Raw genomic sequence first — 23,803 nt, 5'->3', positions numbered from 1 at the left:
TGGAAGGTGCCTTATTCATGATCCATGTCCCACACCACATGCGCGTCGACCAGGATGCCGTAATACGCACGCGCCGCCGCCACCCGCGCCGCTAGGGCGTTTTGCTGGGCAGTGGTTGCCTGGCGCCGCGCCGTCAGTAGCGTAGGAAGATCGGCTTCGCCCAAGGTGTAGGCACGTTGCAGCAGGCGTGCGTTGTCACGCATGTCCGCCGCGCCCGCTTCGGCCACTTGCCAGCTTTCATGCGCGCCTTGTGCCGATGCCAGTGATACGGCAATGGCGCCATCGAGGGCGCGCCGCTTCCGTGCGACCTCATGCTGCGACACCTCCATGGCCTGGACCGCCCGCCCATCGCGTGCGGCCCGGTGGGCTCCCGGCAAGGGAATGCTGAACATGACACCCGTGATGCGCTCACGCCCGCCCACCTCCGACGCCGTGTACAGGCCGACAGTGGGGTCTGGCGTGCGCTCGGCCCGCATGCGCGCGCTGAGGCCTTGCGCCTTGAGCAGTTGCGCCTCGGTAATCTTGAGTTCGTCACTCTGGGCCAGGATGCGCTCACGCCAGAACGTCGGCGACTCGGCAAGGGGCAGCGAGGAAGGCAAGGTGGACAACTCGCGCTGGAAGCCAGGAAAACGCGCATGCAGGCGCGCCCAGGCAACAGCAGCGGCCGTTTTGGCTTCGATACTGACGCGTTGCTGGTCGGCCAGATCGCCACGCGCCAAGCTGGCATCGAGCACGGCGGCGTCACCTGCCTTGACGCGCTTGTTCACCGCAGCAAGATTGTCGCTGGCCGCCTGCTGGTGCTCGGCCGCCAGTACCAGCGCCTGTTCTGCGTGCGCCCAATCCAGCCACAGCCCCAACAATTCACGGGCGGTCTCGTGCAAGGCCTCGCCATAGCGCGCCTCACCCTCGTCCAGCAGCGCCTGGCCGATGCGGCGATCGGCACTGGCCTTGGCCGGCAAACGCAATGTGCGCTCCACGCCCGCATTCCACTCCTTGTATTGGGGACCTGCTTCCACGGTACGCCGCTGGGCCGTGACCTTGGCGGTCCATTCATAAGGTGAGTCCTGCGCCAGCGCGGCATCCTGGCGCAGCATCTCGCGCCCGGCACGGGCCGCAGCCACCTCGGTATCCTGGTCCAGCAAGGGACGAACCATCGCTGTCGGCAACAAGCCGGGCGCCGGTGGCAGTGGCGCGGCCTGGACCGCACCTGCCGCCAGCGCAATGAGTAAGGCAAATTTCATAGCTCCTCCCCCGCGTCGATGACGGACGTGAACCAATAACGCAAACCAGCACCCTGGAATACCTTTCGCAGCATGGCAATCACCTTATCCTTATGCTCTTCCGGCAGAAGTGCATCGATGCGTGTCATCTTGGCCAAACCAAGTACTTGCTCGGTGGCGCTGAGCCGATCGTGCGCCAGGCCGTGTGCGGCCGCCGCCGTACTGGTAAAAAGGGAAATTTCGCTACTCATCAGCAGCGTGTCGAGCACGCGCTCTTCCAGTGCTGGAGGACACAGCAAGGTTAAACACAGTTCAGTCATGGGATTTCTCCTGCTTCGCCACCGCGAAGCGCAAGTAAAGAATGGGCAACAGCAGCAGGGTCAAGGCGGTCGCCGTGATCAGGCCGCCAATCACGACGATGGCCAAGGGGCGCTGGATTTCCGAGCCCGGGCCGCTGGCAAAGAGCAGCGGAATCAAACCAAAAGCGGTGATCGAAGCGGTCATCATCACTGGGCGCAGGCGTCGTCTCGCTCCTTGCACCACCAACTCGGCCAAGGCCATTCCCTCGGCACGCAGCTGATTGAAATAGCTGACCAAAACGATGCCGTTGAGCACCGTGATGCCCAGCAAGGCGATAAAACCGACCGATGCCGGCACCGACAGATACTCGCCCGTGACCCACAAGGCGACGATGCCACCCACCAGGGCGAACGGGATGATCGACAGTATCAGCAGTGCCTGGCGCACCGAGCGGAAGGTGGAAAACAGGACAATGAAGATCAAGCCCAATGCCACCGGAACGACGACACCCAGCCGGGCGGCCGCGCGCTGCTGATTCTCGAACTGGCCACCCCAGGTGATGCGGTAACCGGTCGGCAGCGTCAGCGTCTTGGCCACACTGGCTTTGGCTTCGTTGACGAAACCCACCAGGTCGCGCCCGCTGACATTGGCAATGACCACGCTATAGCGGCTACCCATCTCGCGGTCAATCTTGACCGGCCCCTCGGCCCGTTCCAGCTTGGCGACCGAACTGAGCGGCACGTTGCTGCCGTCCTTGGCGGTGATGCGCACGGCGGCAAAATCCGTCGGCGACAAACGCACAGATTCGTCGGCGCGCAGCAAGATAGGCGTACGTCGATTGCCCTCGACCGCGTGGCCCGCCTGCTGGCCTTCGATTTGCACCCGCAGCGCGTCCTGGATTTCTTCGACACTCAGGCCTAATCGGCCAGCCTGCAAGCGGTCGACGGCCACACGCAGGTATTGCACGCCATCGTTTTGCACCGTGTACACATCCTGATTGCCCGGTATGGTTTTCAGCACGCTTTCCACCTGCGACGCGAACTGGTTTAGTTGCGCCAGGTCGGGACCGAAGATTTTCACGGCGATATCGCCGCGCACGCCAATGATCATCTCGCTCACGCGCATTTCGATCGGTTGCGTAAAACTGTATTTAATGCCCGGCAGCTGGTCGAGTACCTTGCGGATCTCGTCCATCAGCGCTTCCTTGCCCTTCATCCGCCATTCGCCGCGTGGCTTGAGCAAGAGATAAGTGTCGGTTTGATTCAAACCCATCGGGTCGAGGCCGATCTCGTCAGAACCCGCGCGCGCCACCACGCCCGTCACTTCGGGCAGTGCCTGCATCAGGGCCTGATGGATCTTGAGGTCCAACGCAGCGCTTTGCTCCAGGCTGACGGAAGGCAGCTTTTCGATGCCGACAATCAGGTCGCCCTCATCCATGGTTGGCATGAACGTCTTGCCCACCTGTGTGTAGAGCAAGCCCGCGCCGAGCAACATGACTGCGGCGCCGATGGCAACCACCCGTTGCCGGCGCATGCTCCAGGCCAGAACGGGTTCGTACCAGGTCAGCAGCTTGCGCGGCAACCAGGGTTCCTGATGCGCCACGTCGCGCAGCAGATACGAAGCCAGCACGGGAATGACGGTCAGCGACAGCAGCAGCGAGCCGGCCAGCGCAAAAACGATCGCCAGGGCGACCGGGGCAAAAAACTTGCCTTCCAGATCCTGCAGCGTCAACAGTGGCAAAAAGACAGTGATGATGATGACGATGCCGGAGGTAACGGGGACGGCCACTTCGCGCACCGCCCGGTAAATCGTATGCAGGCGGGGCAACTTGCCGGCAGTCGGATCGTGCGCCAGCCTTTGGACGATGTTTTCCACCACGACAACGGCCGCGTCGACCAGCATGCCGATGGCAATGGCCAGGCCGCCCAAACTCATCAGATTGGCCGACATATTGAAGCCGCGCATGAGAAGGAACGTGATCAGCGCCGCCAGCGGTAGGACCAGGGCCACCGTCAGCGCCGCGCGCAAGTTGCCAAGGAACAGCACCAGCAGGACAACGACAATCACCGTTGCTTCCAATAATGCGGACGAGACGGCACCCACAGCTTTCGAGACGAGCTGTGCCCGGTCATAGAAGACATTTAGGGTGACGCCCTTGGGCAGGGTGGGCTTGATTTCGTCGAGCTTCTTGCGCACGCCTTCGACCACTTGCTGCGCATTGGCGCCGGCCAAGCCAAGCACCAGACCTTGCACCGCTTCCCCTTTACCACTTTGGGTCACGACGCCATAGCGTGTCAGTGAGCCGATACGCACTTCGGCCAGTGCGCCCACACGTAGCGGCACCCCGTTCTGTACCGTGACGACGACCGCGCGCAGATCATCGAGGCTGGTAATGCTGCCTTCGCTGCGCACCAGCAACACCTCATCGCCTTCACCCAGGCGCCCGGCACCGTCGTTGCGGTTGTTGGCGCGAATAGCCTCGCTCAACTGCGCCAGGGTGACGCCGCCGGCCGCCATGGCCAGCGGATTAGGCACGACCTCAAAGGCGCGTACGACACCTCCCAAGGCATTGACGTCAGCCACCCCTGGCACCGTGCGCAAGGCGGGGCGGATCACCCAGTCGAGCAAACTGCGGCGCTCGGCCAGGGAAAGACCGCCGCCCTCGATGGTAAACATGAACATTTCACCCAGCGGCGTGGTGATCGGCGCCATGCCACCGCTGATGCCACCGGGCAAGCTCTCGGTGATACCGGCAAGCCGTTCACTGACTTGCTGGCGGGCCCAGAAAATATCAGTGCCGTCCTGAAAGTCGATGGTGACGTCGGCCAGGCCATATTTCGTGACCGAACGCAGGACTTTGGTCTTGGGAATTCCCAGCATTTCGACTTCGATCGGCACAGCAATGCGGCTTTCCACTTCTTCCGGCGTCATGCCGGGGGCCTTCATGATGATCTTGACCTGGGTACTTGAGACGTCCGGAAAGGCGTCGATGGGCAACTGGTTGAAGGCATACCAGCCAGCACCACTCAGCATCAACGCCGCCAGCAGGACAAATAGCCGTTGCGAGAGACAGGCCTGAATCAGACGGGCTAACATCAACTGCCTCCTTTTTCGCCAAGCCAAGAGCCTTTCAGGGCCACGACGCCGGAGATGGCGAGATGATCGCCTGCCTTCAGCTTCCCGGACACGCGCACGCGCTGCCCGGCGCTACTGACGACGGTCACCGGATGGGCTTCAAAGCCATCCTTATTTCGCACAAAAACGTAAGCTTGCTTGCCGTCGTGTGCCAGCGCGGCCAGCGGCACGTCCCAGGCGGCAGTATTGGCACTCAACGGCAATTGCACGGTGACCATTTCACCGGGCCGCAAGCCGCTTGTCCCAGCATCCAGTTCGGCGCGAATAGCGACCGTCTGGCTACCGGGTGCGACGACCGGACTGATACTGACGATGCGTGCCTTGCTGTTGCGCCCCTCTATCTGCAAGGCGCCGCCGACCCGCCAAGCCGCAGATTCAGCGGCAGGCGCCTGGATGTCCAGTGCCAGGCGATCCACTTGCGTCAGGTGCAGCAAGGCGGTGGCAGGGTCGATTCGCTGACCCGGCTTGACCTCGATGTTGGTCACGATGCCGGCCTGGGTGGCCGTGAGCGTCAATCCATCCTCCAGCTTGCCGCTGGCGATAATGCGTTCGATAGACTGTGCCGACAAACCAGCTAGGCGCAGCGCGGCTTTTGCCTGGCGTAATGTCGCCTCGCTATCTTGCAGCGTTGCCTGCGCCTCTTGCACACGGCGCTGGGCGATGATGCCTTCATCGAACAAGGCGCGTTCGCGCTGCGCAGTCTGGCGGGCCAGGCCGGCCCGGCTCGCAGCTTGCAGCAATTGCAATTGCAAAGGCCCGAGTTCCTGGCTCACCAGGCGCAGCAATGGTGCACCGCGCTTGACTACCTGGTTCGGCTGCACGTACAACTGGACCGCCAAGCCCGTCACGGGCGAGCTGACAATCTGTTCACCACTGGCGGGCAACGTGACTTGTGCAGGCAGGTTCAGCACGACCAGCTCGGCATCGCGCTGCAATGCCCGCACTTGAATATCGAGGGCTTTCATCTGCTGTTCCGTGACAGCAAATTTGGCCGAGCGCTCCGCAGCGGACGACGGAAGGCACCATGCCAGCGCAAGCGCCAGGCACAAGGGTGAGAGTATTTCTCTTGTTTTCATGATTCTTTCCTGAATGAGACAGACAGGGCTACCGGGCAATCGACGCCATGGCCCGCAGGCCAGGCACGCCAACGCTCCCCAGGTGCGCCAAAGTGGCGGCTGTGAAGGAAGGCAGCACAAGGTAAAGATGCAACGAGGACAGAGACGCGCGGCGCATCAGGGCGCGCGTCTACCCCGGCAGATGCTGGATGGGGAGCGCAGGCTCCCGGTCTTGCAGACGGAGTTAGGCTGTCAGCGCACCGCTACAAGGCGGGCGGAACGGAGGGTCGTACGATGGGAGCGGCAAGCGCAGGGTGACGAATTGCGGCGGGACATTGGCGTCCGCAGCCAGCATGGAAAAACCACCAAAGGCGGTATCCGGGAAAAACTGAAGGTGGTCGACGGCGTGCAAGGCCTGGTGTCCGGACTTGCCGGGCACCTCATTGTTGCGATCATCATGATCGCCGTCGTCACTGTGGCCCAGGTGGGCATGCTCATGCTCACCGGCATCCTGGTCGAGCTGGCCGATATGCGCCATCTCATGTGCCAGGCGAACGCTGCTCCCCGTCCATGCGCCGCTGTTCGTCATGAACATGACGAACAGGAAAAAAGCGAGGTAATGGGAGAGTGACTTGCGCATGCCCGGAATGTATCACGCCTGTCATGACTTTGCGAGGGCTACTTGCAAGAGAAAAATTTCACCACATCACATGAAAACATTTGGCAAACAATGAGGTCGAAATTTCTTGCAAACGTTTTAACATTCAGACATACGGCAGTCATGAGAACCATCCATCTACAACGCTTTCTGCTCGTTGTAAGCCTGCCGACCGATAGCGCGCCCTCCTTGTCAGCGTTCATATCATGGCGCTGTTGTGAAAAGTTTAAAAAAGTGCAGACACCTTTCTTCGTATTCTCATTAGCACTGGTAAACAGTTCAATTCTGACAGGATTGTAATCCTGGCGTTAGACGACTGTCACCTTTCCAATGTAGACTAAAGACAGAGACCGACGGGGATCTTCGCCATCCGCAGAACGTGGACACAGCAGTTGAACTAGTGAAAAAGTGATATGCGATTATTAGTGGTGGAAGACGAGCAAAAGGCGGGCGAATATATCCAGAAAGGTCTGAACGAGTCTGGCTTCGTGGTTGACTTGGCGAGAACTGGACCCGACGGACTTCACGCTGCCACTACTGCCCATTATGACCTGATCGTGCTTGACGTCATGCTTCCGGGCTTAGATGGTTGGCAAATCATCTCTGAGTTGCGCAAAACGGTTGATACGCCGGTGCTATTTCTTACCGCACGGGATGGGCTCGATGACCGCATCAAGGGTCTGGAGCTTGGTGCAGATGATTACTTAGTTAAGCCATTCGCTTTTGTTGAGTTGCTTGTTCGTATTCGAACGTTGTTGCGCCGAGGGCCGATCAGAGAAGCTGATATTTTTCAGATTGCCGATCTGGAACTGGACATTCCTAAGCGAAGAGTAATACGGGCCGGTGTTCGGATTGATTTGACTGCGAAAGAATTTGCACTTTTGCATTTGCTATCCAAACGGGTCGGACAAGTTTTATCCCGGCCGTTGATTGCATCGCAAGTCTGGGATATGAATTTTGACAGCGACACGAACGTGGTGGATGTCGCGGTACGCCGTCTACGAGCAAAAATTGACGACCCCTTCGAGGTAAAACTGATCCATACGATTCGGAGTATGGGCTATGTATTAGAAGATAGACAATGAAGACCAAGAACTGGTCTCTCACCACGCAGCTGGGGGCGCTCTTCGCCTGCATCTCGGCAATTGTATTTTCGGCCTTAGGCATCTATCTCTATCAAGCTCTCACGGTACAGCTCCAAGCACGGGATGACGCAGACCTTGTCGACCGTATTGTGTTCATCAGACATATGCTTGAGGAAACACCGAGTGTAGAGTCGATTCGTGTGGATCCGCACCGTTTTTTAGATGCGGTCGATTTGCATGGCGGCTTTTTGCTCGTTATGCAGGCACAAGACGGTGAAGAATTAACCCGCAATACCCGTGACCGTTCATTCATGCATGCCAGTCGGGCTGTACCGGTAGAGACGTTGCCAGAGCCATCTCACGTACGTGCTGCACCAGGGCATAGCGAACCCAACCTAAGAGTTATTGCTGCCCTGGGTACCGTTGGTTCGACAGGTTCCGTGGTGAAAATCACGCTCGCCAGAAGCGAAGAGAGCCGCGCAGCTGTTCTATCTGCATACAAGTTAAAAGTGCTTGCATCGGGCTTCTTTGGTGCGGTGCTAACAGCCCTACTGGGGTTTCTACTAGTACGTCGCGCGTTGCACAAAGTAAAGCTCATCGCGCAGCAAGCTCAGCAAGTCAGTGCGCACAATTTGGAAGTGCGCTTGCATGCAAAATCAGCACCGAAGGAAATCCAGATACTGGCTGATTCGTTCAATGAGGTGCTTGACCGCCTGCAAAATAGCTTTAATAACCTTTCCCAGTTTGCAGATGACTTGGCACACGATTTGCGTACGCCTCTCAACAATCTGATGGTTCAAACAGAAGTTGCCCTGTCTCAGCCCAGATCATCCGATGAATATCAAAACCTGCTTTCATCTAACTACGAGGAGTTTGGCCGTCTAGCTAGAATGGTGGAAAGCATATTATTTTTGGCGCGGGCTGACCATGACCAAGTTTCGCTAGCAACTGAGCAGCTTGATATGGATGTTGAGCTGACGCGAATCGCCGAGTATTTTGAAGGGCCGGCATCCGACGCAGGGATATCATTCATCGTCATCGCCTCAGGTAAAGTGCTTGCTGATGGGCACCTGCTTCGCCGCGCGGTGAGTAACCTTGTATCGAACGCTCTTCGGTACACGCCGAAGGGCGAAATTATCTTGCTCAAGGCGATAGAGGACGACGACGGGGCCGTAGTTTCTGTTTCCAATCCTGGCCCAGGCATCGCGCAGGAACACCTGTCGCGGTTGTTTGACCGGTTCTACCGTTCCGATAAATCGAGGGCCAGTACGTCAGCCTCCGCTGGATTGGGTCTTTCAATCGTCAAATCCATCATGGCGCTTCACCATGGCCGAGCCAGTGTCACGAGTGAGCTTGATGGAGTTACCCAATTCACGCTATTTTTTCCTGGCACGACAGCATCGAACGAAACAGTTAAGCGCTGAAAATGGATTTTTGAGGACAGAAATCTTGTGCTCAGCGGTTAACTAAGCAAGCTGCAGCTCCCAGTATCCGACATCAATCCACTGATCAAATTTACAGCCAACCCGCTTGAACATGGCCACCTTCTCAAATCCTAGGCGCTCGTGCAAAGCAACGCTAGATTCATTGGGCTGCGCAATGCCACCAATGACCACTTGCAGTTGGCGGTGCCGGAGCTCCTCGATCAGGGTACTGTAAAGCTGTCGGCCGATGCCCTGACCGACTCCATCGTGCGCCACGTACACCGTTGACTCGACCGAAAAACGATAGGCGCTCCGGGCACGCCAGGGCGTTGCGTAGGCGTAACCTAGTATTTGACCATCGCGTTCAAAGACGTACCACGGCAACTGCGCACCCACAGAAGCGATGCGCTGGGCCATCTCATCGATGGCGACCATCTGCTCTTCAAACGTGATGGTGGAGCTGCTGACGTAATGGTTGTATATCGTGGCGATCGCAGCAGCATCGGCGGTAGTGGCAAGTCGAATCATCAGCGGGATCCAAATAGACGTGAAATGGCAGGAAGGAGCACGGCCGCAAACTACGCACGGCACCCTAAAGTATCATTCTAGCAATAATCCATCCTATGTGGCTTCACGGCGCATTGCGTTGAGTAGGATCGCGCAGAAAAGCTGGTGAAGGCCCTGTGCCTCCCGAGCGGGCCCGCTCCCGTCCTGCGGCCTCTGCCCACCAGATCAACTGGGAAAAGGTGCGTTCGATATAGGAAACCCAACGCGTACTGTCGACTTCAGGTGCAAAGCTGCCATCGGCAGCAAAAACAGTATGTGCTGTCGGAATATGGATCATGGCCGACACCGGCAAACAGCCCAGCTCGGACAGAAAAGCGCGCATACCCACCGCCGCCCGCACACCACCCCACTGGCCCGCCGAATAAGTGACGATGGCGCTGGGCTTGAAGGCAAACAAAGAACTGCCAAAGTGGTTCAGTAAATGCATCAGTGCCGGACTCATTGAATGATTGTATTCAGAACTGACCATCACATACCCATCGGCGCTGGCAATCTCACTGGCCAGTTGCTCCAACGGCAAGGGCGCGCGCCCCTGCGCATAGGAAAAGTGTGGCTTGAACACGTCACCTAGCTCGTAATCGAGCGGATCGATGAGCACCACATTGTGGCCATCATGGCGGCACTGCGCCACGATGGCCTTGGCGACCCGTTCGCCCACGCGCGCAGGCAGGGGCGGTGTGCTGGTGCGAATAGAACCGAGAAACACCAGAATTTTCATCTTCATCTTACCCTTTCCAGCCAAAACCTCGGCTAGGTCATCGTGCAGTGAAAACCCGGCGAACGGGCCAACATGAAAACAGCCTATTTGCTTGGCGTCTCGTGATTCATGGCCGCTTCGGCGAGGGCGCGTACTTCGGCCGGCATGGATTCCTTGCGCTCGCTATAGCGGCTGGTCAGGTAATCCGAGCGATCGCGCACCACCAGGGTGAATTTATACAATTCCTCCATGACGTCGACCAGGCGGTCGTAATATGGCGACGGCTTCATGCGGTCGTTTTCGTCGAACTCCTGGTATGCCTTGGCAACGGACGACTGGTTCGGAATGGTCACCATGCGCATCCAGCGGCCCAGCACGCGCAAGCCGTTGACGGCGTTGAACGATTGCGAGCCGCCCGACACTTGCATCACCGCAAGGGTCCGCCCCTGCGTCGGACGCACGCTGCCCATTTCCAGCGGCAGCCAGTCAATTTGTGACTTGAACACACCTGTCACAGCGCCATGGCGTTCCGGACTGCACCAAACCTGGCCTTCCGACCAGAGCGACAGCTCGCGCAGCTCCTGCACCTTGGGATGGTCAGGGCTGACGCTGTCGACCATGGGCAAGCCATGCGGGTCGAAAACCCGCGTCTCGGCGCCAAAATTCTGCAGCAGCCGCTCCGCCTCCAGAGTCAGCAAGCGGCTGAACGAGCGTTCACGTAGCGAGCCGTACAGCAAGAGCATGCGCGGCGGATGCGTTGCCACCGTCGCTGGCATAAGTTTATCAACCGTCGGCGTATCGAGGTGCGCAGCACTGATATTGGGCAAGTCCTTGACTGGCTTATACATGGGGCACCACCCGCTTTCCTTGCGCATCGATGACCGCCTCGCCGTCTTCTTTGGCAAACGTGCCCAGTTGCGGCAAGGGCAGAACGTCAAGCACCAACTCCGATGGGCGGCATAGGCGCACGCCAAGCGGCGTGACCACGAACGGACGATTGATAAGGATGGGATGGGCCAGCATGGCGTCCAACAGTGCCTCGTCGCTGATTTGGGCCTGGTCGAGACCCAGTTCCAGGTACGGCGTACCTTTCTGGCGAATGGCCTCGCGCACGCTCAAGCCAGCACGGGCAATCAAATCGACCAGGGTCTCGCGCATTGGCGGTTGCTGCAGGTATTCGATGACCTGCGGCTCAGTGCCAGTATTGCGGATTAACGCCAGGGTGTTGCGCGAAGTGCCACAGGCCGGGTTGTGATAAATAGTGATATCCATAATAAATCCTTTCCTTAATAACTGAGGCGCAGTGCCAGCGCCGCCAGGGTCACCAGCAACACAGGCAAGGTGAGGACGATGCCGACGCGGAAGTAATAACCCCAGGAGATGTGAATCTTCTTACTGTCGAGGACATGCAGCCACAACAGGGTCGCCAGGCTGCCGATAGGGGTAATTTTCGGCCCCAGGTCACTGCCAATGACATTGGCATAAATCATCGCCTCGCGCACGGCGCCCTGCGCTGAGGTAGGATCGATCGACAAGGCCCCGATTAGCACCGTCGGCATATTGTTCATGATCGAGGACAGGACGGCCGTCAGCACGCCTGTGCCCATGGCCGCGCCCCATACGCCATATTGGGCAAAGTAATTGAGTACGCCAGTCAGGTAGCCGGTCAGGCCCGCGTTGCGCAGGCCATATACGACCAGATACATGCCCAGAGAAAAAACAACGATCTGCCATGGTGCATTGCGAATGACTTCGCGCGTGGGTATCACATGGCCTTTAGCGGCGACAGCCAGCAACAGAGCGGCGCCAACGGCGGCCACGGCACTGATCGGCACGCCCAGGCTCTCAAGCCAGAAAAAGCCGATCAGCAGCAGCGCCAGGACCAGCCAGCCGGCCTTGAAGGTCGCCATGTCGCGGATCGCGGCGCCGGGGCGTTTGAGCTGGGAGACGTCATAGTCTTGCGGGATGTCCTTGCGGAAAAACCACATCAGTGCAAGCAGGGTCGCTATCACTGCCACCGCGTTGACCGGCACCATCACGGCCGCATACTCGGCAAAGCCGATCTTGAAATAGTCGGCCGAAACGATATTGACCAGGTTCGACACCACCAGCGGCAGGCTGGCCGTGTCGGCGATAAAGCCGGCCGCCATCACGAAGGCCAACGTAGCTTTGGCTGAAAACTTCAGTTCGAGCAACATGGCGATCACGATAGGCGTCAGTATCAGCGCCGCACCATCGTTGGCAAACAACGCAGCGACAGCGGCGCCCAGCAGGACCAGCAAGACAAACAACTTGCGGCCGCTACCACCTCCCCAGCGTGCCACGTGCAGCGCGGCCCACTCGAAGAAACCGGCCTTGTCGAGCAGCAGGCTGATGATGATGACGGCGATAAACGTGCCGGTTGCATTCCAGACGATGTGCCAGACGACGGGCATGTCCGACAACTGGATGACACCAGCCAGCAGCGCGACGCCAGCGCCGATGGCCGCGCTCCAGCCAATACCCAAGCCACGCGGCTGCCAGATAACCAGTACCAGAGTCGCCAAGAAAATCAGGAAAGCAGTCAACATACGAGCGCCTCCTTGGGGGCAGCCGGGGCAAAGACACTAGAAATGTTGTCGAGTTCAGCTTTCAGGCGTACAGGGTCATGCTGCAGCTGCTCTAGCGGCAAGGCGAAGAAAGCCTCGATGCGTGCGCGCAGAATGCCATACGTCACCCGGAAAGCAGCGTCCTTTGCTGCGTCCGTCCCCGTGACATGGCCGGGATCGTCTACACCCCAGTGGCTACGAAGCACTGGGCCCAGGTAGGCCGGGCACGTCTCGCCAGCGGCGCTGGCACACACGGTGATGACGATATCGGGCACGGAAGGCAGAGCGTCCCAGGACTTGCTGTAATACCCCAGGGTCGATATCTGCTCGTTGGCCAGCAACGCCAGTGCTCCTGGGTGCAGCGCCCCGGCCGGATGACTGCCTGCGCTCAGCGCATGCCAGCCTGCCGGCGCCAGATGATTGAAAGTCGCTTCTGCCAGGATGGATCGGCAAGAGTTGCCGGTACACAAAAAAAGAACGTTCATGAAATTATCGCAAAATAGTGAAAAGTAAGGCATGCCCGTTATCAACAGGCATGCCGGGGCGCTCGCCTACTAGACGGCGCTTTGTCCAATTGCCTTGATCTCGTGCTGGATCGCGTTTTTTTCGAGCATGTGCAGCGGCAAACTGACGAAAACGTTCATCCGGGTCATGATCTGCCGGAACACCTTATGGAATACCTCGCGCTTTTCTGCGTCGGTGCCAGTAGCTGCAGCCGGATCTTCGAATCCCCAGTGCGCCGAAAGCGGATGACCTGGCCAGTATGGGCAGACTTCGCCGGCGGCGTTGTCGCACACAGTAATGATGAAGTCCATGTGTGGTGCGTCTGGAGTACCGAATTCATCCCAGCTCTTGCTGCGCAGTTTATCGAGCGGATAGCCGGTCGCTTCAATTTGCTCGATGGCGAATGGGTTGACGCTGCCGCCCGGGTGGCTGCCAGCCGAAAAGCCACGGAAGCGGCCCTTGCCCATGGTGGAGACCAGCGCCTCGGCCATCACGCTACGGGCTGAGTTGCCGGTACAGAGAAACAACACGTTGTACACTTTGTCGGTCATGACGAATCCTTTAATCACTGCGTTGGTTGGGGGGCGATTCAATTTGTACGTTTGGATTCATGCGGCATCACAGGCTGCGCCTTGCGCAGTAGTGCAAGGCGCGCCGCCGCAGCAGTTTTCGGTCAAAAAGCCGATCAGGGCATTCATGCTGTCGATATGCGCGGCGTAGATGACAAAGCGTCCATCTTGGCGCGGCACGATCAGGTCCGCGTGCACCAGTTCCTTCAAGTGAAATGACAGGGAAGATGGCGGGATGCCCAGCTGTTCGGCAATCTTCGTTGCCGCCATCCCTTGCGGTCCGGTCTGGACAAGCAAGCGAAAGATGGCCAGGCGTGACTCCTGTGCCAGTGCCGCCAACGCAGCGATGACATTTTTAGTTTCCATGTGCACTCCTTTTAATTTCATATTTCTATAATAATCGAATTATGAAATTAATGTAAACCTATTTTTATGCGCGGCTATCGATTCACCTTGGTACGGAACTCTTGACGTCCTGGTCTTCTCCAGACGTATCGACATACCAATTAGCTGAATCTTCGTACTCAGTGGCAGAGGTGTGCGTCTCTCAGCACGTTGGAAACTCTGGTATCGCATGTATCTGGCGACAAACGACTTATCGAGAGGTAATAAGCTGCTCAATCAAATGGCGGTACTGCTAGCGCTTAAAGCGAATGCTTGGCGGCCGCAACGACGGCATGCCTATCTTCACACTCGACCTACTCTTGATAAACCATTGCTGCGCCTAGCATGTTGCCGCAAGAAAGTCGCGGTTCCACTTCGAACCTGCTACCTTAATCAAATTATCAAGGTTTCTGTAATGAAAATGTAATGTTTCAGTCATTCGGGTGTGCGGGTCCCCTACGTAGAATAGCTTCATCGGATCCGCAACTTCATTCACCCGCACCTGAAAAATAAGGACATTCCAATGAAATCCATCAAAGCCAACATCGTCGCCGTTTTTGCTGTCATCGCTCTCAGCCCGCTTGCCGCGATGGCACACCAAGGCGAAATGCACTCGAATCCAGCGTTTGGCAGTGCTGCTCCGGCGCCGGCCGCCACGCGCACTATCACGATTTCATCGACTACGAAGTATGTGAATGTCGCCCAGGGCGACGTCGTCAAGTTTGATGTGGATGGTAAGACGTTCACTTGGCAGTTCGATACGCTACGAGCCAATTCGAGCTTTGACTTTTCGGCAATTGCGCCGTCTGGCGTGAATACCCACGGCGTACGTGTGTACGTGGCACCTAACCCGACCTACGCCAACTAATTACATGTACGCCCGCCAGTGTACTGCTGGCTCATGAAGTTATTGAGATTTGCGGGACGACCAGTGCAGATGAAAGATGACCCATTGATCGCCCTGTTTTTCGAGCAAAGCTGTTTCCGTGCCGAATAAGTGCACATTTTTGCCCTGGAATTGTCCTGTGGTCTCTGTTTCCTGCATCACGACGGCCAGGTTTCCATCAATACGTTCGTTTTGTTTTAGGACTTTGCTTTTAGTGGCCTTAGCAAAGGCGGTATCGGCTGGCAGGTGATGGCCAGCGTATTCATCACGTGAACGCTCAACATGCCCAGATTCGTAAATTTTAATTTCAGGGCTAAGCAAAGTGCTCGCCTGCTCGGATATTCCGCTGGCGAGCGCTTCGTGAAATGCAGCAACAGTTTCAGTTGGTGTGGCGGCGTATAGGGGAAGACTGAATACGGAAATAGCGATCAGGGAAGTAAGTTGGCGCACGAGGTCTCCAGTGTTTTTGTTTATATGATGAATTGCAGTGATGCAATTAAATCAGCGGGCGGTGATTGTGACAAGGTGGAAGTGAAAATACTCTGGAAAACTGAAATTCGCTTGACCTTCCGCCAGTTGGAAGGTGTAGCGTAAAAAGGCGATTTCATCTCAGGTGGTTCAGGTAATTTGCAAGGAACTTAGTTGTCCGTCATAGGGAAGATACTGCAGATGAATTTCATGCTGACGCGCATTGTAAGCAACCGGGCCGAAATAGGTGCAGGACAGCGTACGCCTTACTCTACCTTTGGAGGCAACAATAGCCGCCACTCATTCCTCGCGTCCCTTGAGCTCCCTCCACACCACTTTCCCCGCCACCTCCTGAAATCATGCACTGGCGTTCGCCTCACCTCGTGCTGTATCCACCCAGTAACCAGTCATTTTGAAAGAGAATCATGCAACGCTTCCACTTATTGCTTCTGGCAACGGTTAGCTTCTCGCCGGTTGTCTATGCACAATCCACTCAACCCGCGAGCACCACGGCGACAGTGACGGATGCTAAGGCCATTGTGCCGCCGTTGAAATATGTTTCTGCTTTTGCGGATGCTAAGCCGATTGGGGAGCCCCCGATATCTCCAGATAAGGCCTGGATTCAGGCAAATAAAGAAGTGACAGGGGACTCTCAGCATGGCGATCTGGGGGACATGTCGATGGAAATGGTACCCGGTGCAAAAAGCCAGGAAGAACCCAAGCCGTCTTCGGCGAACGATCCGCACAAAGGCCATCAAATGAACATGAAAGGCAAATGACATGAAGCGACTATCGTTGCCAACACCCAATCGGGTAGCTACTGTATTCGGTGTCATATTTCTTGCAGGTTGCGCCAGCTTTTCACCGGATGGTGGATTAAATGATGTCTCCCGGCTAACGCAAGAGAGGATTGGACAGGTCAAGCCCTTCACGAAAGAGACGCTGAAAGATAGCCAACAGTCCACTTCACAGGTGCAATCACTGCTGTCCGCGCCACTGACGCCTGAATCTGCGGTTCAGATTGCGCTGCTCAATAATGCAGCGCTGAAGATCTCCTTCGCTGAATTGGGCGTCTCGGAGGCTGAGTTTGTACAAGCTGGACGGATGCGCAATCCAAGTTTTAGTTTCGGCCGCGTCAGTGGTGGTGGCGATGCGGAAATCGATCGCAGTGTGATGTTTGATATTGCGGGCCTGCTGACGTTGCCCACGCGTCGCCGCGTTGAGCAAGGACGCTTTGAGCAAGCCAAGTTGCTAACAGCTGCTCAGGCTGTGCAGTTGGCGGCAGAAACCCGTCGGGCATATTTTATGGCCGTTGCGGCGGCCCAATCGGCCGCTTTCGCGGAGCAAGTGCGTGGCGCCGCCGAGGCATCATCGCAACTCGCCGACAGCATGACCAAGGTTGGAAACTGGAGCACACTTGATCAGGCCCGTGAGCGTGCGTTTTACCAAGATGCGTTGACACAATTAGCGAGGACCAGGCATGAAGCAACAGCCACGCGCGAACAGCTCATTCGCCTCCTGGGCCTGTGGGGAGAGCAGCAAAATTTCGTCCTGCCTGACAGATTGCCTCCACTGCCGGAAAAGCCGCAGGAAACGAACAATGCGGAAGCACAGGCAATGTCGCAACGTCTCGATATGCTGTCGGCCCGCCGCGATACCGAGGCAACGGCCGCGGCACTTGGCTTGACAAAGGCAACTGGCTTCATCAACGTTTTTGATGCCGGCTACACCAATAAGAGTACGACAGGTTTGCCACGCGAGAGCGGCTACCAGATTTCCCTTGAATTACCAATTTTCGATTGGGGTGGCGCCAAGGTCGCGCGGGCCGAGGCGCTCTACATGCAGTCCGTTCATCGCACCACCGACACTGCCGTGCGGGCGCGCTCGGAAGTTCGGGAGGCGTACTCCGCATACCGCACTAGCTATGACATCGCCCGTCATTATCGTGACGATGTTGTGCCGCTGCGGAAAAAAATATCCGACGAGGTTCTGCTTCGCTACAACGGGATGCTTGCCAGCGTATTCGAATTACTGGCAGATTCGCGCGAGCAACTGGTGAGCGTAAATGCCGCCATCGAAACCCAGCGCGACTTTTGGATTGCAGAAACCAAACTTCAATCCGCCATCAACAGCGGAAGTACGAACGATACAAGGGCCATGCCATGATTTCACGTAGAGATTTTTTCAGAGGTGCAGGTGCTGTAGCGGTAAGCGCCGCTGCCGTTAGCAAGGCCGGTGCCGCGTCATTGCCTGAGGCCATGTTGATGGACAATGCCAAGACGCACATCCCTCCGGTGCCACCCACTGGCCGGCCCTACAATCCGGTCGTGACCCTGAATGGCTGGTCATTGCCATGGCGGATGAATAACGGCGTAAAAGAATTCCATCTCGTTGCCGAACCCGTGGTGCGTGAACTTGCACCAGGGATGAAAGCCAACCTTTGGGGCTATAACGGGCAATCCCCAGGCCCGACAATTGAAGTGGTCGAAGGTGACCGGGTGCGTATTTTCGTGACCAACAAGCTACCTGAGCACACCAGTGTTCATTGGCATGGCCAGCGCTTGCCGAACGGTATGGATGGCGTAACGGGCCTCAATCAACCGGGTATCGCTCCGGGAAAGACTTTCGTCTACGAATTCGAGGCCAAACGGCCAGGTACATTTATGTATCATCCCCACGCCGACGAGATGGCCCAGATGGCGATGGGGATGATGGGCTTCTGGGTGACCCATCCAAAGGATCCATCGCTCCATGCTGTGGACCGTGATTTCGTTTTCCTGCTCAACGCGTATGACGTGGAGCCGGGAAGCTATACGCCGAAGATCAACACCATGCTGGACTTCAACCTGTGGACATTCAATAGCCGCGTCTTCCCCGGCATTGATTCATTGCCTGTGCGCCAAGGTGACAAGGTACGCATCCGTGTCGGTAACCTGACGATGACGAATCACCCTATTCATATACATGGCCATGAGTTTTTCGTCACTGGTACGGATGGCGGCTGGACACCACCGGCGTCGCGCTGGCCTGAAGTCACCACCGATGTCGCAGTTGGGCAAATGCGCGCCATCGAGTTCGTCGCTACTGATCTGGGTGACTGGGCACTTCACTGCCATAAATCCCACCATACCATGAATGCAATGGGCCATTCGGTACCGACAATGATTGGCGTCAACCATCGCGGGGTTGCTGAAAAAATTAACAAAATCGTCCCTGAATATATGGTGATGGGCGACAAGGGCGGCTCCATGGGAGGCATGGAAATGCCGCTACCAGATAATACTTTACCGATGATGACGGGTGAAGGACCGTTCGGTGGGGTTGAGATGGGGGGAATGTTTACCGTCTTGAAGGTGCGCAAGGACCAGAAGCGCGGCGACTACTCCGATCCTGGCTGGTACAAGCATCCGGCCGGAACCGTGGCATACGAGTGGACGGGTAACCTTCCTGAGCCAGAACGTGCAACTAACGCTGGGGGGCAGTCGATGCCGACGATGAACAAACCCAATATTGAAGTTACTGTTCGTAAACCGACCGGACATAGCGGTCACTAATTTTTTTTAACTGAAAGGAAACATCATGAAAAACCTGCACAAAGTTGTATTGGCAACCTTGATTGGCCTGTCATCCGTGGCAACGACCTCCGTGGTGCTCGCACAGCAGCAGAGCGCCTCCGCGACGCAAGACGCGATGAGCGAAGGGGAAATCAAGAAAGTGGATAAGGACGCCGGCAAGCTGACCATCAAACATGGCGAGCTGAAGAACTTGGGCATGCCTGGGATGACTATGATGTTCAAGGTCAAAGAGCCGTCGATGCTTGACAAGGTCAAACAAGGCGACAAAGTACGTTTCGTGGTGGAAAAAGTTGGCGGTGCATTGACGGTCACTTCCATCGAAGCAGTAAAGTAAATTTAACAAAGAGAGTTGAACATGAAGACACTGCGGAAAATGATTCTTGCCACATCCATTGTGGCGGCAACGCTGGCTACCCCATTTGCCTTGGCACATGCGAGCTTGAAGAGCTCCAATCCCGAGGCAGGTGCCTCCCTGGCAGTTGCACCAAAGGAAATTGCGCTGACCTTCAACGAGAAGGTGGAAGAAGCCTTTAGCTCAATCACTCTGAGCGATGACGAAGGCAAAGCCGTTGCTGCAGACAAGGCAAAGGTTGATGCAGCAAATCCGGCCATCTTACGCTTGGAAGTACCGACATTGAATGCTGGCGCCTATACCGTGAGCTGGGCAGTTGCAGGGCACGATGGACACCGTCGCAAAGGCGACTTTAAGTTCACGGTGAAATAAATGGATGCAGTCTCGCTGTTGCAAGTCAGTTCAGCTTTGCTGCTGAACCTCGGCTTTGCCTGGCTCGTTGGATCATGGTTTGCACGCTACTGGATGCGTTCTAGCGGTGTCGATCATGATCATTTCGAACCAGCGCTGCGCAAACTTGACTTGATGGCAGCGGCAATCAGCATGGTTGGTAGTGCATCGGCACTATTGAGCGCGACGGCGGTCATGGGAGGTGTAGGGCTACGCGAAGCGTGCCCGATGTTTTGGATGATGGTGTCGACAACTGACTACGGACATGCAGGCTGCGCCATTGTTGTGACGATGCTTGTTCTCTTTATTGTTCGATTTGTAGGCGGAGTCGGCCGCAGCAGCGATATTGCTGTCGTTCTGCTTTTGGCTATTTTTTCTGCAACACGGGCGTCCATGGGGCATGCGGGCGAGGAAGGCTTCTGGACCATTCCGCTAGCGGTTGAAGCGATCCATTATTTTGCCATCGGCCTATGGACTGGTGCAGTGATGGTTTCCGGCTGGTTTGTTCTACATAAGTCGCGGATAAGGAAATTTGATACGGGTACCACCGATCAATACCTAGAATTGATGTCCCAGGCAGCAATGCTTGCAGTAGTTGCCATTGTTGCTACTGGAATTTACAGCGCATGGCACCGAGTGGGGAGCTCAGAGCATCTTGTTCATACCACCTATGGCATCACCTTACTGGTCAAAGTTGCAATGGTCCTTCTTGCCGTCGCCTTGGGCGGCTACAACAAATTTCTTGGATTGCCTGCCGCCTCCCGCTCCTCCCGCGGCGTCACTCTGGTGAGAGTCGTTTTACAAGTAGAGACCTTGCTACTGCTCGGTGCACTGTTTGCGGCGGCAATTCTTACCACTCAACAACCACCTACCGCGATGTAATGTCGCGACGGTTTTCTACAAGGGAGTACGATATGAAAAAGATGACCTTAAATGCAATTGCAGTAATGTTACTGGCCAGTTTGAGCACTTTCAGCATTGCTGCGGTACCGGATAGCAACCCAGCAGCACATAGTGGCCACCAGCATGGCGCAAATGAGCAGAGCGCATCTCTTGTGGGCAAGGCGGGTGACCCGAAAAAAGCGACGCGTACCGTCACTGTCGATATGAACGACACCATGCGTTTTAACCCAGCGTCTATCGCCGTGAAACGGGGCGAGACTATTCGCTTTGTCGTCAACAATTCCGGCAAGATCAAGCATGAGATGGTCATTGGTTCTGAGAGCGAGTTGAAAGAACATGCCCAACAAATGGCAAAGTTTCCGGAGATGGAGCATGCGGAACCCAATCAGGTGACCCTGACGCCTGGGAAATCGGGAACCATTGTCTGGCAGTTCGACAAAGCCGGCAAAGTGGAATTTGCGTGCTTACAACCCGGCCACTTTGAGGCGGGCATGAAGGGGCAGGTAGTGGTTTCTGCCAAATAGATGACTTCATTCGGCGGGAATGTTCAATTCCCGCCGTTGCCGCAATAGCTGGTTCCACCACAGCCAACGAAACAGGCGAATCTGGCCAAGGAGTGATTCATGAGTAGAACTGACGCCGAGCATCATGCACACGAGCATCATCACGACAGCCACAGTAAAACTGAACCCGACGATGCGCGGCTGGCAGTAGACGAAAAACCATTCATTGACCCGGTATGCGGTATGCACGTTGGCGCAAATCCCGAAAAAGAAATCACCTACAAAAGTATGGTCTACCACTTCTGTAGCGGAAAGTGCATGACAAAGTTCAACGCAGCGCCAGATTCCTTTATCGATAAAGCGAATGCGGCACCCAACCCTGCGCATGCCCCCCAGGAGGGAGCAGTCTACACCTGCCCGATGCACCCCGAGATTCGCCAGCCAGCACCGGGAACTTGCCCTATTTGCGGCATGTCGCTCGAACCTGAAATGCCGACGCTAGATGAGGCGGAAAACCCGGAGCTAGTCGATTTTCGCCATCGTTTCTGGTGGACGCTGCCTCTTACCTTAGTGGTGTTCTTACTGGCGATGTTTGGGCATGTGTTCCTTTCTATGGGGCTGCCAGGCCAAAACTGGATTGAATTCGCATTAAGTACACCTGTCGTACTGTGGGCCGGCTGGCCATTTTTCAGACGCTGGGCGCAATCGCTGGCACGCATGAGCCCGAATATGTGGACTTTGATTGGCTTTGGCGTAATGGCTGCTTATGGCTATAGTGTCGTCGCCACAATCGCACCGGGCCTCTTCCCGCTTACCTTTGCTGCACATGGCCGCATAGGCGTATATTTTGAAGCAGCGGCAGTCATTGTTTCGCTCACGCTTCTTGGACAGATACTTGAGCTGCGCGCACGCTCCCAAACTTCCGCCGCAATCAAATCCTTACTTGGCCTCGCTCCAAAGACGGCTCGACGCATTCAGGACGATGGCTCCGAGAATGACATCCCGCTCACGCACGTCCACGTCGGCGACAAACTCCGTGTCCGACCCGGTGAGAAGGTACCAGTTGATGGCGTAGTGCTCGATGGCGAGAGCTCGCTCGATGAGTCAATGCTGACTGGCGAGCCCTTACCTGTGACAAAGCGTGCAGGAGACACGTTGATTGGCGCAACGATCAATACCAGCGGGAGCCTGATTATGCGTGCCGAAAAAATCGGCAGCGACACGATGTTGTCTCAAATCGTACAAATGGTCGCGCAGGCGCAGCGCTCCCGCGCGCCTATGCAACGACTCGCCGATAGTGTTGCAGGCTATTTCGTGGTCGTTGTCGTGGCAATAGCGCTACTGACGTTCGTGTTATGGGGAATGTATGGCCCTGAACCGAGCTGGGTCTTTGGTTTTGTTAACGCCGTTGCAGTACTGATCATTGCTTGCCCATGTGCATTGGGGTTAGCCACGCCGATGTCCATTATGGCCGCCACAGGCCGCGCGGCCACCCAAGGTGTGCTCTTTCGGGATGCCGCAGCGATAGAAGACCTCAAGAAGGTCGACACACTGATTGTCGACAAGACGGGGACCCTCACTGAAGGTAAGCCTTCCTTTAACAGCGTGGTCGCAGCGCCCGGTTTCAAGGACGAAGACGTCCTGCAAATGGCGGCGAGCATAGACCAGGGCAGCGAACATCCGTTAGCGCACGCGATCGTCTACGAAGCGAACAGGCGAGCACTGGTGCTAACCAAACCTGACAGTTTTGAGTCTGCCAGCGGTATTGGCGTGCGCGGCACGCTTGGCGGGGTGCACATCGCACTGGGCAACACCGCGCTGATGGATGCTGACAAAGTCGATTGGAGGCCGCTTGCTGAGGTCGCTGAACGCCTGCGGACAGAAGGTGCTAGCGTCATGTATCTATCCTCTGACGGCGTTTTGGCTGGACTGATTGCGGTGTCGGATCCCATCAAGGCAACGACGCATGAGGCCATAGAAGGCTTGCGCGCTGAAGGGCTGACCGTAATCATGGCCACTGGCGATGGCGTCACCACTGCGAAGTCCGTAGCCGAAAGGCTGGGCATCACGGAGTTCTACGGCGAGGTGAAACCACAGGACAAGTTGGCCTTGGTAGAAAAACTGCAAAAGCAAGGCAAGGTGGTCGCAATGGCCGGCGATGGAATCAATGATGCCCCCGCACTGGCGAAGGCCAATGTTGGTATTGCCATGGGTACAGGAACAGACGTGGCTATCAATAGCGCTCACGTCGCTTTAGTAAAAGGAGATCTGCGTGGGATTGCCCTTGCCCGTCGAATCTCGGTCGATACTGTTCGAAATATGTGGCAGAACCTGGGCTTCGCGTTTGTCTACAATGCCTTGGGCATTCCCCTGGCTGCCGGTGTGCTGTATCCATTTACTGGCCAACTGCTATCGCCGATGATCGCCGCGTTAGCGATGAGCCTGAGTTCCGTGTCTGTCATTACCAATGCACTCCGGTTGCGCGGTACCGGTCGGCCTTAACCGCTGACTGTGGCACCGAGCGACATTCTTGTGGAAGC

The 23,803-nt window shown here is 56.6% G+C and carries 25 protein-coding genes; 11 read left to right on the top strand and 14 right to left on the bottom strand.

Translation table 11 applies throughout. The features are described 5' to 3' along the window. Window positions 1-11 precede the first annotated feature (11 nt). The 5 genes from AC0Z42_RS25010 to AC0Z42_RS24990 all read right to left on the bottom strand — a co-directional run bounded on the left by AC0Z42_RS25010 (window position 12) and on the right by AC0Z42_RS24990 (window position 6,350). Window positions 12-1,241: a TolC family protein gene (locus tag AC0Z42_RS25010; RefSeq protein ID WP_070289019.1), complete on the bottom strand. Its 1,230-nt coding sequence runs from the start codon at window positions 1,239-1,241 to the stop codon at window positions 12-14. Beyond that, a complete protein-coding gene (locus AC0Z42_RS25005; protein ID WP_070289021.1) occupies window positions 1,238-1,540 on the bottom strand; it encodes a DUF3240 family protein in 303 nt (100 codons plus the stop codon). Before AC0Z42_RS25005 ends, AC0Z42_RS25010 begins: the two co-directional genes overlap by 4 nt. Continuing rightward, window positions 1,533-4,616 carry an efflux RND transporter permease subunit gene (locus AC0Z42_RS25000; RefSeq protein WP_485470803.1) on the bottom strand — a complete coding sequence of 1,028 codons (3,084 nt, stop codon included), beginning with the start codon at window positions 4,614-4,616 and terminating at the stop codon, window positions 1,533-1,535. Before AC0Z42_RS25000 ends, AC0Z42_RS25005 begins: the two co-directional genes overlap by 8 nt. Next, complete coding sequence (locus AC0Z42_RS24995) at window positions 4,616-5,731, bottom strand: efflux RND transporter periplasmic adaptor subunit (protein ID WP_070289025.1); 1,116 nt, start codon at window positions 5,729-5,731, stop codon at window positions 4,616-4,618. The genes AC0Z42_RS25000 and AC0Z42_RS24995 overlap by 1 nt, the downstream gene beginning before the upstream one ends. 223 nt (window positions 5,732-5,954) lie before the next feature. Continuing rightward, window positions 5,955-6,350 carry a hypothetical protein gene (locus AC0Z42_RS24990; protein WP_139142965.1) on the bottom strand — a complete coding sequence of 132 codons (396 nt, stop codon included), beginning with the start codon at window positions 6,348-6,350 and terminating at the stop codon, window positions 5,955-5,957. 431 nt (window positions 6,351-6,781) lie between these two features. Here AC0Z42_RS24990 and AC0Z42_RS24985 point away from each other — a divergent pair, with 431 nt between their 5' ends. After that, the gene (locus tag AC0Z42_RS24985; protein WP_070289029.1) at window positions 6,782-7,453 is read left to right on the top strand and encodes a heavy metal response regulator transcription factor; all 672 of its coding nucleotides are present in this window, start codon (window positions 6,782-6,784) and stop codon (window positions 7,451-7,453) included. Next, window positions 7,450-8,877, top strand: coding sequence for a heavy metal sensor histidine kinase (locus AC0Z42_RS24980; protein ID WP_070289031.1), 1,428 nt, complete (start codon window positions 7,450-7,452; stop codon window positions 8,875-8,877). Before AC0Z42_RS24985 ends, AC0Z42_RS24980 begins: the two co-directional genes overlap by 4 nt. 42 nt (window positions 8,878-8,919) lie before the next feature. Here AC0Z42_RS24980 and AC0Z42_RS24975 read toward each other — a convergent pair whose 3' ends face one another. The 8 genes from AC0Z42_RS24975 to AC0Z42_RS24940 all read right to left on the bottom strand — a co-directional run bounded on the left by AC0Z42_RS24975 (window position 8,920) and on the right by AC0Z42_RS24940 (window position 14,168). Continuing rightward, on the bottom strand, window positions 8,920-9,405 hold the full coding sequence (locus AC0Z42_RS24975; RefSeq protein ID WP_070289033.1) for an arsinothricin resistance N-acetyltransferase ArsN1 family B: 486 nt from the start codon (window positions 9,403-9,405) through the stop codon (window positions 8,920-8,922). 103 nt (window positions 9,406-9,508) lie between these two features. Further along, window positions 9,509-10,168, bottom strand: a complete 660-nt coding sequence (locus tag AC0Z42_RS24970) for an NADPH-dependent FMN reductase (protein WP_198511367.1) — start codon at window positions 10,166-10,168, stop codon at window positions 9,509-9,511. A gap of 77 nt (window positions 10,169-10,245) precedes the next feature. Beyond that, window positions 10,246-10,989, bottom strand: a complete 744-nt coding sequence (arsH, locus tag AC0Z42_RS24965; protein ID WP_070289034.1) for an arsenical resistance protein ArsH — start codon at window positions 10,987-10,989, stop codon at window positions 10,246-10,248. Next, entirely contained in the window at window positions 10,982-11,413 is a 432-nt protein-coding gene (gene arsC / locus AC0Z42_RS24960) for an arsenate reductase (glutaredoxin) (RefSeq protein ID WP_070289036.1), read from the bottom strand. Before arsC ends, arsH begins: the two co-directional genes overlap by 8 nt. Before the next feature lie 14 nt (window positions 11,414-11,427). Next, a complete protein-coding gene (locus AC0Z42_RS24955; RefSeq protein ID WP_100429698.1) occupies window positions 11,428-12,711 on the bottom strand; it encodes an arsenic transporter in 1,284 nt (427 codons plus the stop codon). Then, a complete protein-coding gene (locus tag AC0Z42_RS24950; RefSeq protein ID WP_070289038.1) occupies window positions 12,705-13,214 on the bottom strand; it encodes an arsenate reductase ArsC in 510 nt (169 codons plus the stop codon). The genes AC0Z42_RS24955 and AC0Z42_RS24950 overlap by 7 nt, the downstream gene beginning before the upstream one ends. A 69-nt stretch (window positions 13,215-13,283) precedes the next feature. Beyond that, window positions 13,284-13,784, bottom strand: coding sequence for an arsenate reductase ArsC (locus AC0Z42_RS24945; RefSeq protein ID WP_070289039.1), 501 nt, complete (start codon window positions 13,782-13,784; stop codon window positions 13,284-13,286). 57 nt (window positions 13,785-13,841) lie between these two features. Then, window positions 13,842-14,168 carry an ArsR/SmtB family transcription factor gene (locus AC0Z42_RS24940; protein WP_070289040.1) on the bottom strand — a complete coding sequence of 109 codons (327 nt, stop codon included), beginning with the start codon at window positions 14,166-14,168 and terminating at the stop codon, window positions 13,842-13,844. A gap of 541 nt (window positions 14,169-14,709) precedes the next feature. Here AC0Z42_RS24940 and AC0Z42_RS24935 point away from each other — a divergent pair. Further along, the gene (locus AC0Z42_RS24935; protein ID WP_083287603.1) at window positions 14,710-15,054 is read left to right on the top strand and encodes a CzcE family metal-binding protein; all 345 of its coding nucleotides are present in this window, start codon (window positions 14,710-14,712) and stop codon (window positions 15,052-15,054) included. Between the two features lie 39 nt (window positions 15,055-15,093). Here AC0Z42_RS24935 and AC0Z42_RS24930 read toward each other — a convergent pair whose 3' ends face one another. Then, window positions 15,094-15,522, bottom strand: coding sequence for a YybH family protein (locus tag AC0Z42_RS24930; protein ID WP_083287604.1), 429 nt, complete (start codon window positions 15,520-15,522; stop codon window positions 15,094-15,096). A 443-nt stretch (window positions 15,523-15,965) separates the two neighbouring features. Between AC0Z42_RS24930 and AC0Z42_RS24925 the strand changes: the two genes are divergently transcribed. From AC0Z42_RS24925 to AC0Z42_RS24890, 8 genes are all read left to right on the top strand, one after another. After that, window positions 15,966-16,319, top strand: a complete 354-nt coding sequence (locus tag AC0Z42_RS24925; protein WP_070289041.1) for a hypothetical protein — start codon at window positions 15,966-15,968, stop codon at window positions 16,317-16,319. A 1-nt stretch (window position 16,320) separates the two neighbouring features. Further along, the gene (locus tag AC0Z42_RS24920) at window positions 16,321-17,706 is read left to right on the top strand and encodes a TolC family protein (protein ID WP_070289042.1); all 1,386 of its coding nucleotides are present in this window, start codon (window positions 16,321-16,323) and stop codon (window positions 17,704-17,706) included. Continuing rightward, window positions 17,703-19,094: a multicopper oxidase family protein gene (locus AC0Z42_RS24915; protein ID WP_070289043.1), complete on the top strand. Its 1,392-nt coding sequence runs from the start codon at window positions 17,703-17,705 to the stop codon at window positions 19,092-19,094. Before AC0Z42_RS24920 ends, AC0Z42_RS24915 begins: the two co-directional genes overlap by 4 nt. 25 nt (window positions 19,095-19,119) lie before the next feature. After that, window positions 19,120-19,449: a copper-binding protein gene (locus AC0Z42_RS24910; RefSeq protein WP_070289045.1), complete on the top strand. Its 330-nt coding sequence runs from the start codon at window positions 19,120-19,122 to the stop codon at window positions 19,447-19,449. Window positions 19,450-19,470: 21 nt separating this feature from the next. After that, complete coding sequence (copC, locus tag AC0Z42_RS24905) at window positions 19,471-19,839, top strand: copper homeostasis periplasmic binding protein CopC (protein ID WP_070289046.1); 369 nt, start codon at window positions 19,471-19,473, stop codon at window positions 19,837-19,839. Beyond that, window positions 19,840-20,739, top strand: coding sequence for a copper resistance D family protein (locus AC0Z42_RS24900; RefSeq protein WP_070289047.1), 900 nt, complete (start codon window positions 19,840-19,842; stop codon window positions 20,737-20,739). Between the two features lie 41 nt (window positions 20,740-20,780). Then, on the top strand, window positions 20,781-21,284 hold the full coding sequence (locus tag AC0Z42_RS24895; RefSeq protein WP_413770987.1) for a cupredoxin domain-containing protein: 504 nt from the start codon (window positions 20,781-20,783) through the stop codon (window positions 21,282-21,284). A gap of 99 nt (window positions 21,285-21,383) precedes the next feature. After that, a complete protein-coding gene (locus tag AC0Z42_RS24890; RefSeq protein WP_070289048.1) occupies window positions 21,384-23,765 on the top strand; it encodes a heavy metal translocating P-type ATPase in 2,382 nt (793 codons plus the stop codon). Window positions 23,766-23,803 lie beyond the last annotated feature (38 nt).

This window comes from Janthinobacterium sp. 1L-D-8-B-C4 (genome assembly GCF_057291295.1).
This window is presented reverse-complemented; position numbering and strand designations above follow the sequence as displayed.

Bases quoted from the DNA above. Each gene is read 5' to 3' on its own strand.
- AC0Z42_RS25010 (WP_070289019.1), bottom strand. From the start codon at position 1,241: ATGAAATTTGCCTTACTCATTGCGCTGGCGGCAGGTGCGGTCCAGGCC.
- AC0Z42_RS25005 (WP_070289021.1), bottom strand. From the start codon at position 1,540: ATGACTGAACTGTGTTTAACCTTGCTGTGTCCTCCAGCACTGGAAGAG.
- AC0Z42_RS25000 (WP_485470803.1), bottom strand. From the start codon at position 4,616: ATGTTAGCCCGTCTGATTCAGGCCTGTCTCTCGCAACGGCTATTTGTC.
- AC0Z42_RS24995 (WP_070289025.1), bottom strand. From the start codon at position 5,731: ATGAAAACAAGAGAAATACTCTCACCCTTGTGCCTGGCGCTTGCGCTG.
- AC0Z42_RS24990 (WP_139142965.1), bottom strand. From the start codon at position 6,350: ATGCGCAAGTCACTCTCCCATTACCTCGCTTTTTTCCTGTTCGTCATG.
- AC0Z42_RS24985 (WP_070289029.1), top strand. From the start codon at position 6,782: ATGCGATTATTAGTGGTGGAAGACGAGCAAAAGGCGGGCGAATATATC.
- AC0Z42_RS24980 (WP_070289031.1), top strand. From the start codon at position 7,450: ATGAAGACCAAGAACTGGTCTCTCACCACGCAGCTGGGGGCGCTCTTC.
- AC0Z42_RS24975 (WP_070289033.1), bottom strand. From the start codon at position 9,405: ATGATTCGACTTGCCACTACCGCCGATGCTGCTGCGATCGCCACGATA.
- AC0Z42_RS24970 (WP_198511367.1), bottom strand. From the start codon at position 10,168: ATGAAGATGAAAATTCTGGTGTTTCTCGGTTCTATTCGCACCAGCACA.
- arsH (WP_070289034.1), bottom strand. From the start codon at position 10,989: ATGTATAAGCCAGTCAAGGACTTGCCCAATATCAGTGCTGCGCACCTC.
- arsC (WP_070289036.1), bottom strand. From the start codon at position 11,413: ATGGATATCACTATTTATCACAACCCGGCCTGTGGCACTTCGCGCAAC.
- AC0Z42_RS24955 (WP_100429698.1), bottom strand. From the start codon at position 12,711: ATGTTGACTGCTTTCCTGATTTTCTTGGCGACTCTGGTACTGGTTATC.
- AC0Z42_RS24950 (WP_070289038.1), bottom strand. From the start codon at position 13,214: ATGAACGTTCTTTTTTTGTGTACCGGCAACTCTTGCCGATCCATCCTG.
- AC0Z42_RS24945 (WP_070289039.1), bottom strand. From the start codon at position 13,784: ATGACCGACAAAGTGTACAACGTGTTGTTTCTCTGTACCGGCAACTCA.
- AC0Z42_RS24940 (WP_070289040.1), bottom strand. From the start codon at position 14,168: ATGGAAACTAAAAATGTCATCGCTGCGTTGGCGGCACTGGCACAGGAG.
- AC0Z42_RS24935 (WP_083287603.1), top strand. From the start codon at position 14,710: ATGAAATCCATCAAAGCCAACATCGTCGCCGTTTTTGCTGTCATCGCT.
- AC0Z42_RS24925 (WP_070289041.1), top strand. From the start codon at position 15,966: ATGCAACGCTTCCACTTATTGCTTCTGGCAACGGTTAGCTTCTCGCCG.
- AC0Z42_RS24920 (WP_070289042.1), top strand. From the start codon at position 16,321: ATGAAGCGACTATCGTTGCCAACACCCAATCGGGTAGCTACTGTATTC.
- AC0Z42_RS24915 (WP_070289043.1), top strand. From the start codon at position 17,703: ATGATTTCACGTAGAGATTTTTTCAGAGGTGCAGGTGCTGTAGCGGTA.
- AC0Z42_RS24910 (WP_070289045.1), top strand. From the start codon at position 19,120: ATGAAAAACCTGCACAAAGTTGTATTGGCAACCTTGATTGGCCTGTCA.
- copC (WP_070289046.1), top strand. From the start codon at position 19,471: ATGAAGACACTGCGGAAAATGATTCTTGCCACATCCATTGTGGCGGCA.
- AC0Z42_RS24900 (WP_070289047.1), top strand. From the start codon at position 19,840: ATGGATGCAGTCTCGCTGTTGCAAGTCAGTTCAGCTTTGCTGCTGAAC.
- AC0Z42_RS24895 (WP_413770987.1), top strand. From the start codon at position 20,781: ATGACCTTAAATGCAATTGCAGTAATGTTACTGGCCAGTTTGAGCACT.
- AC0Z42_RS24890 (WP_070289048.1), top strand. From the start codon at position 21,384: ATGAGTAGAACTGACGCCGAGCATCATGCACACGAGCATCATCACGAC.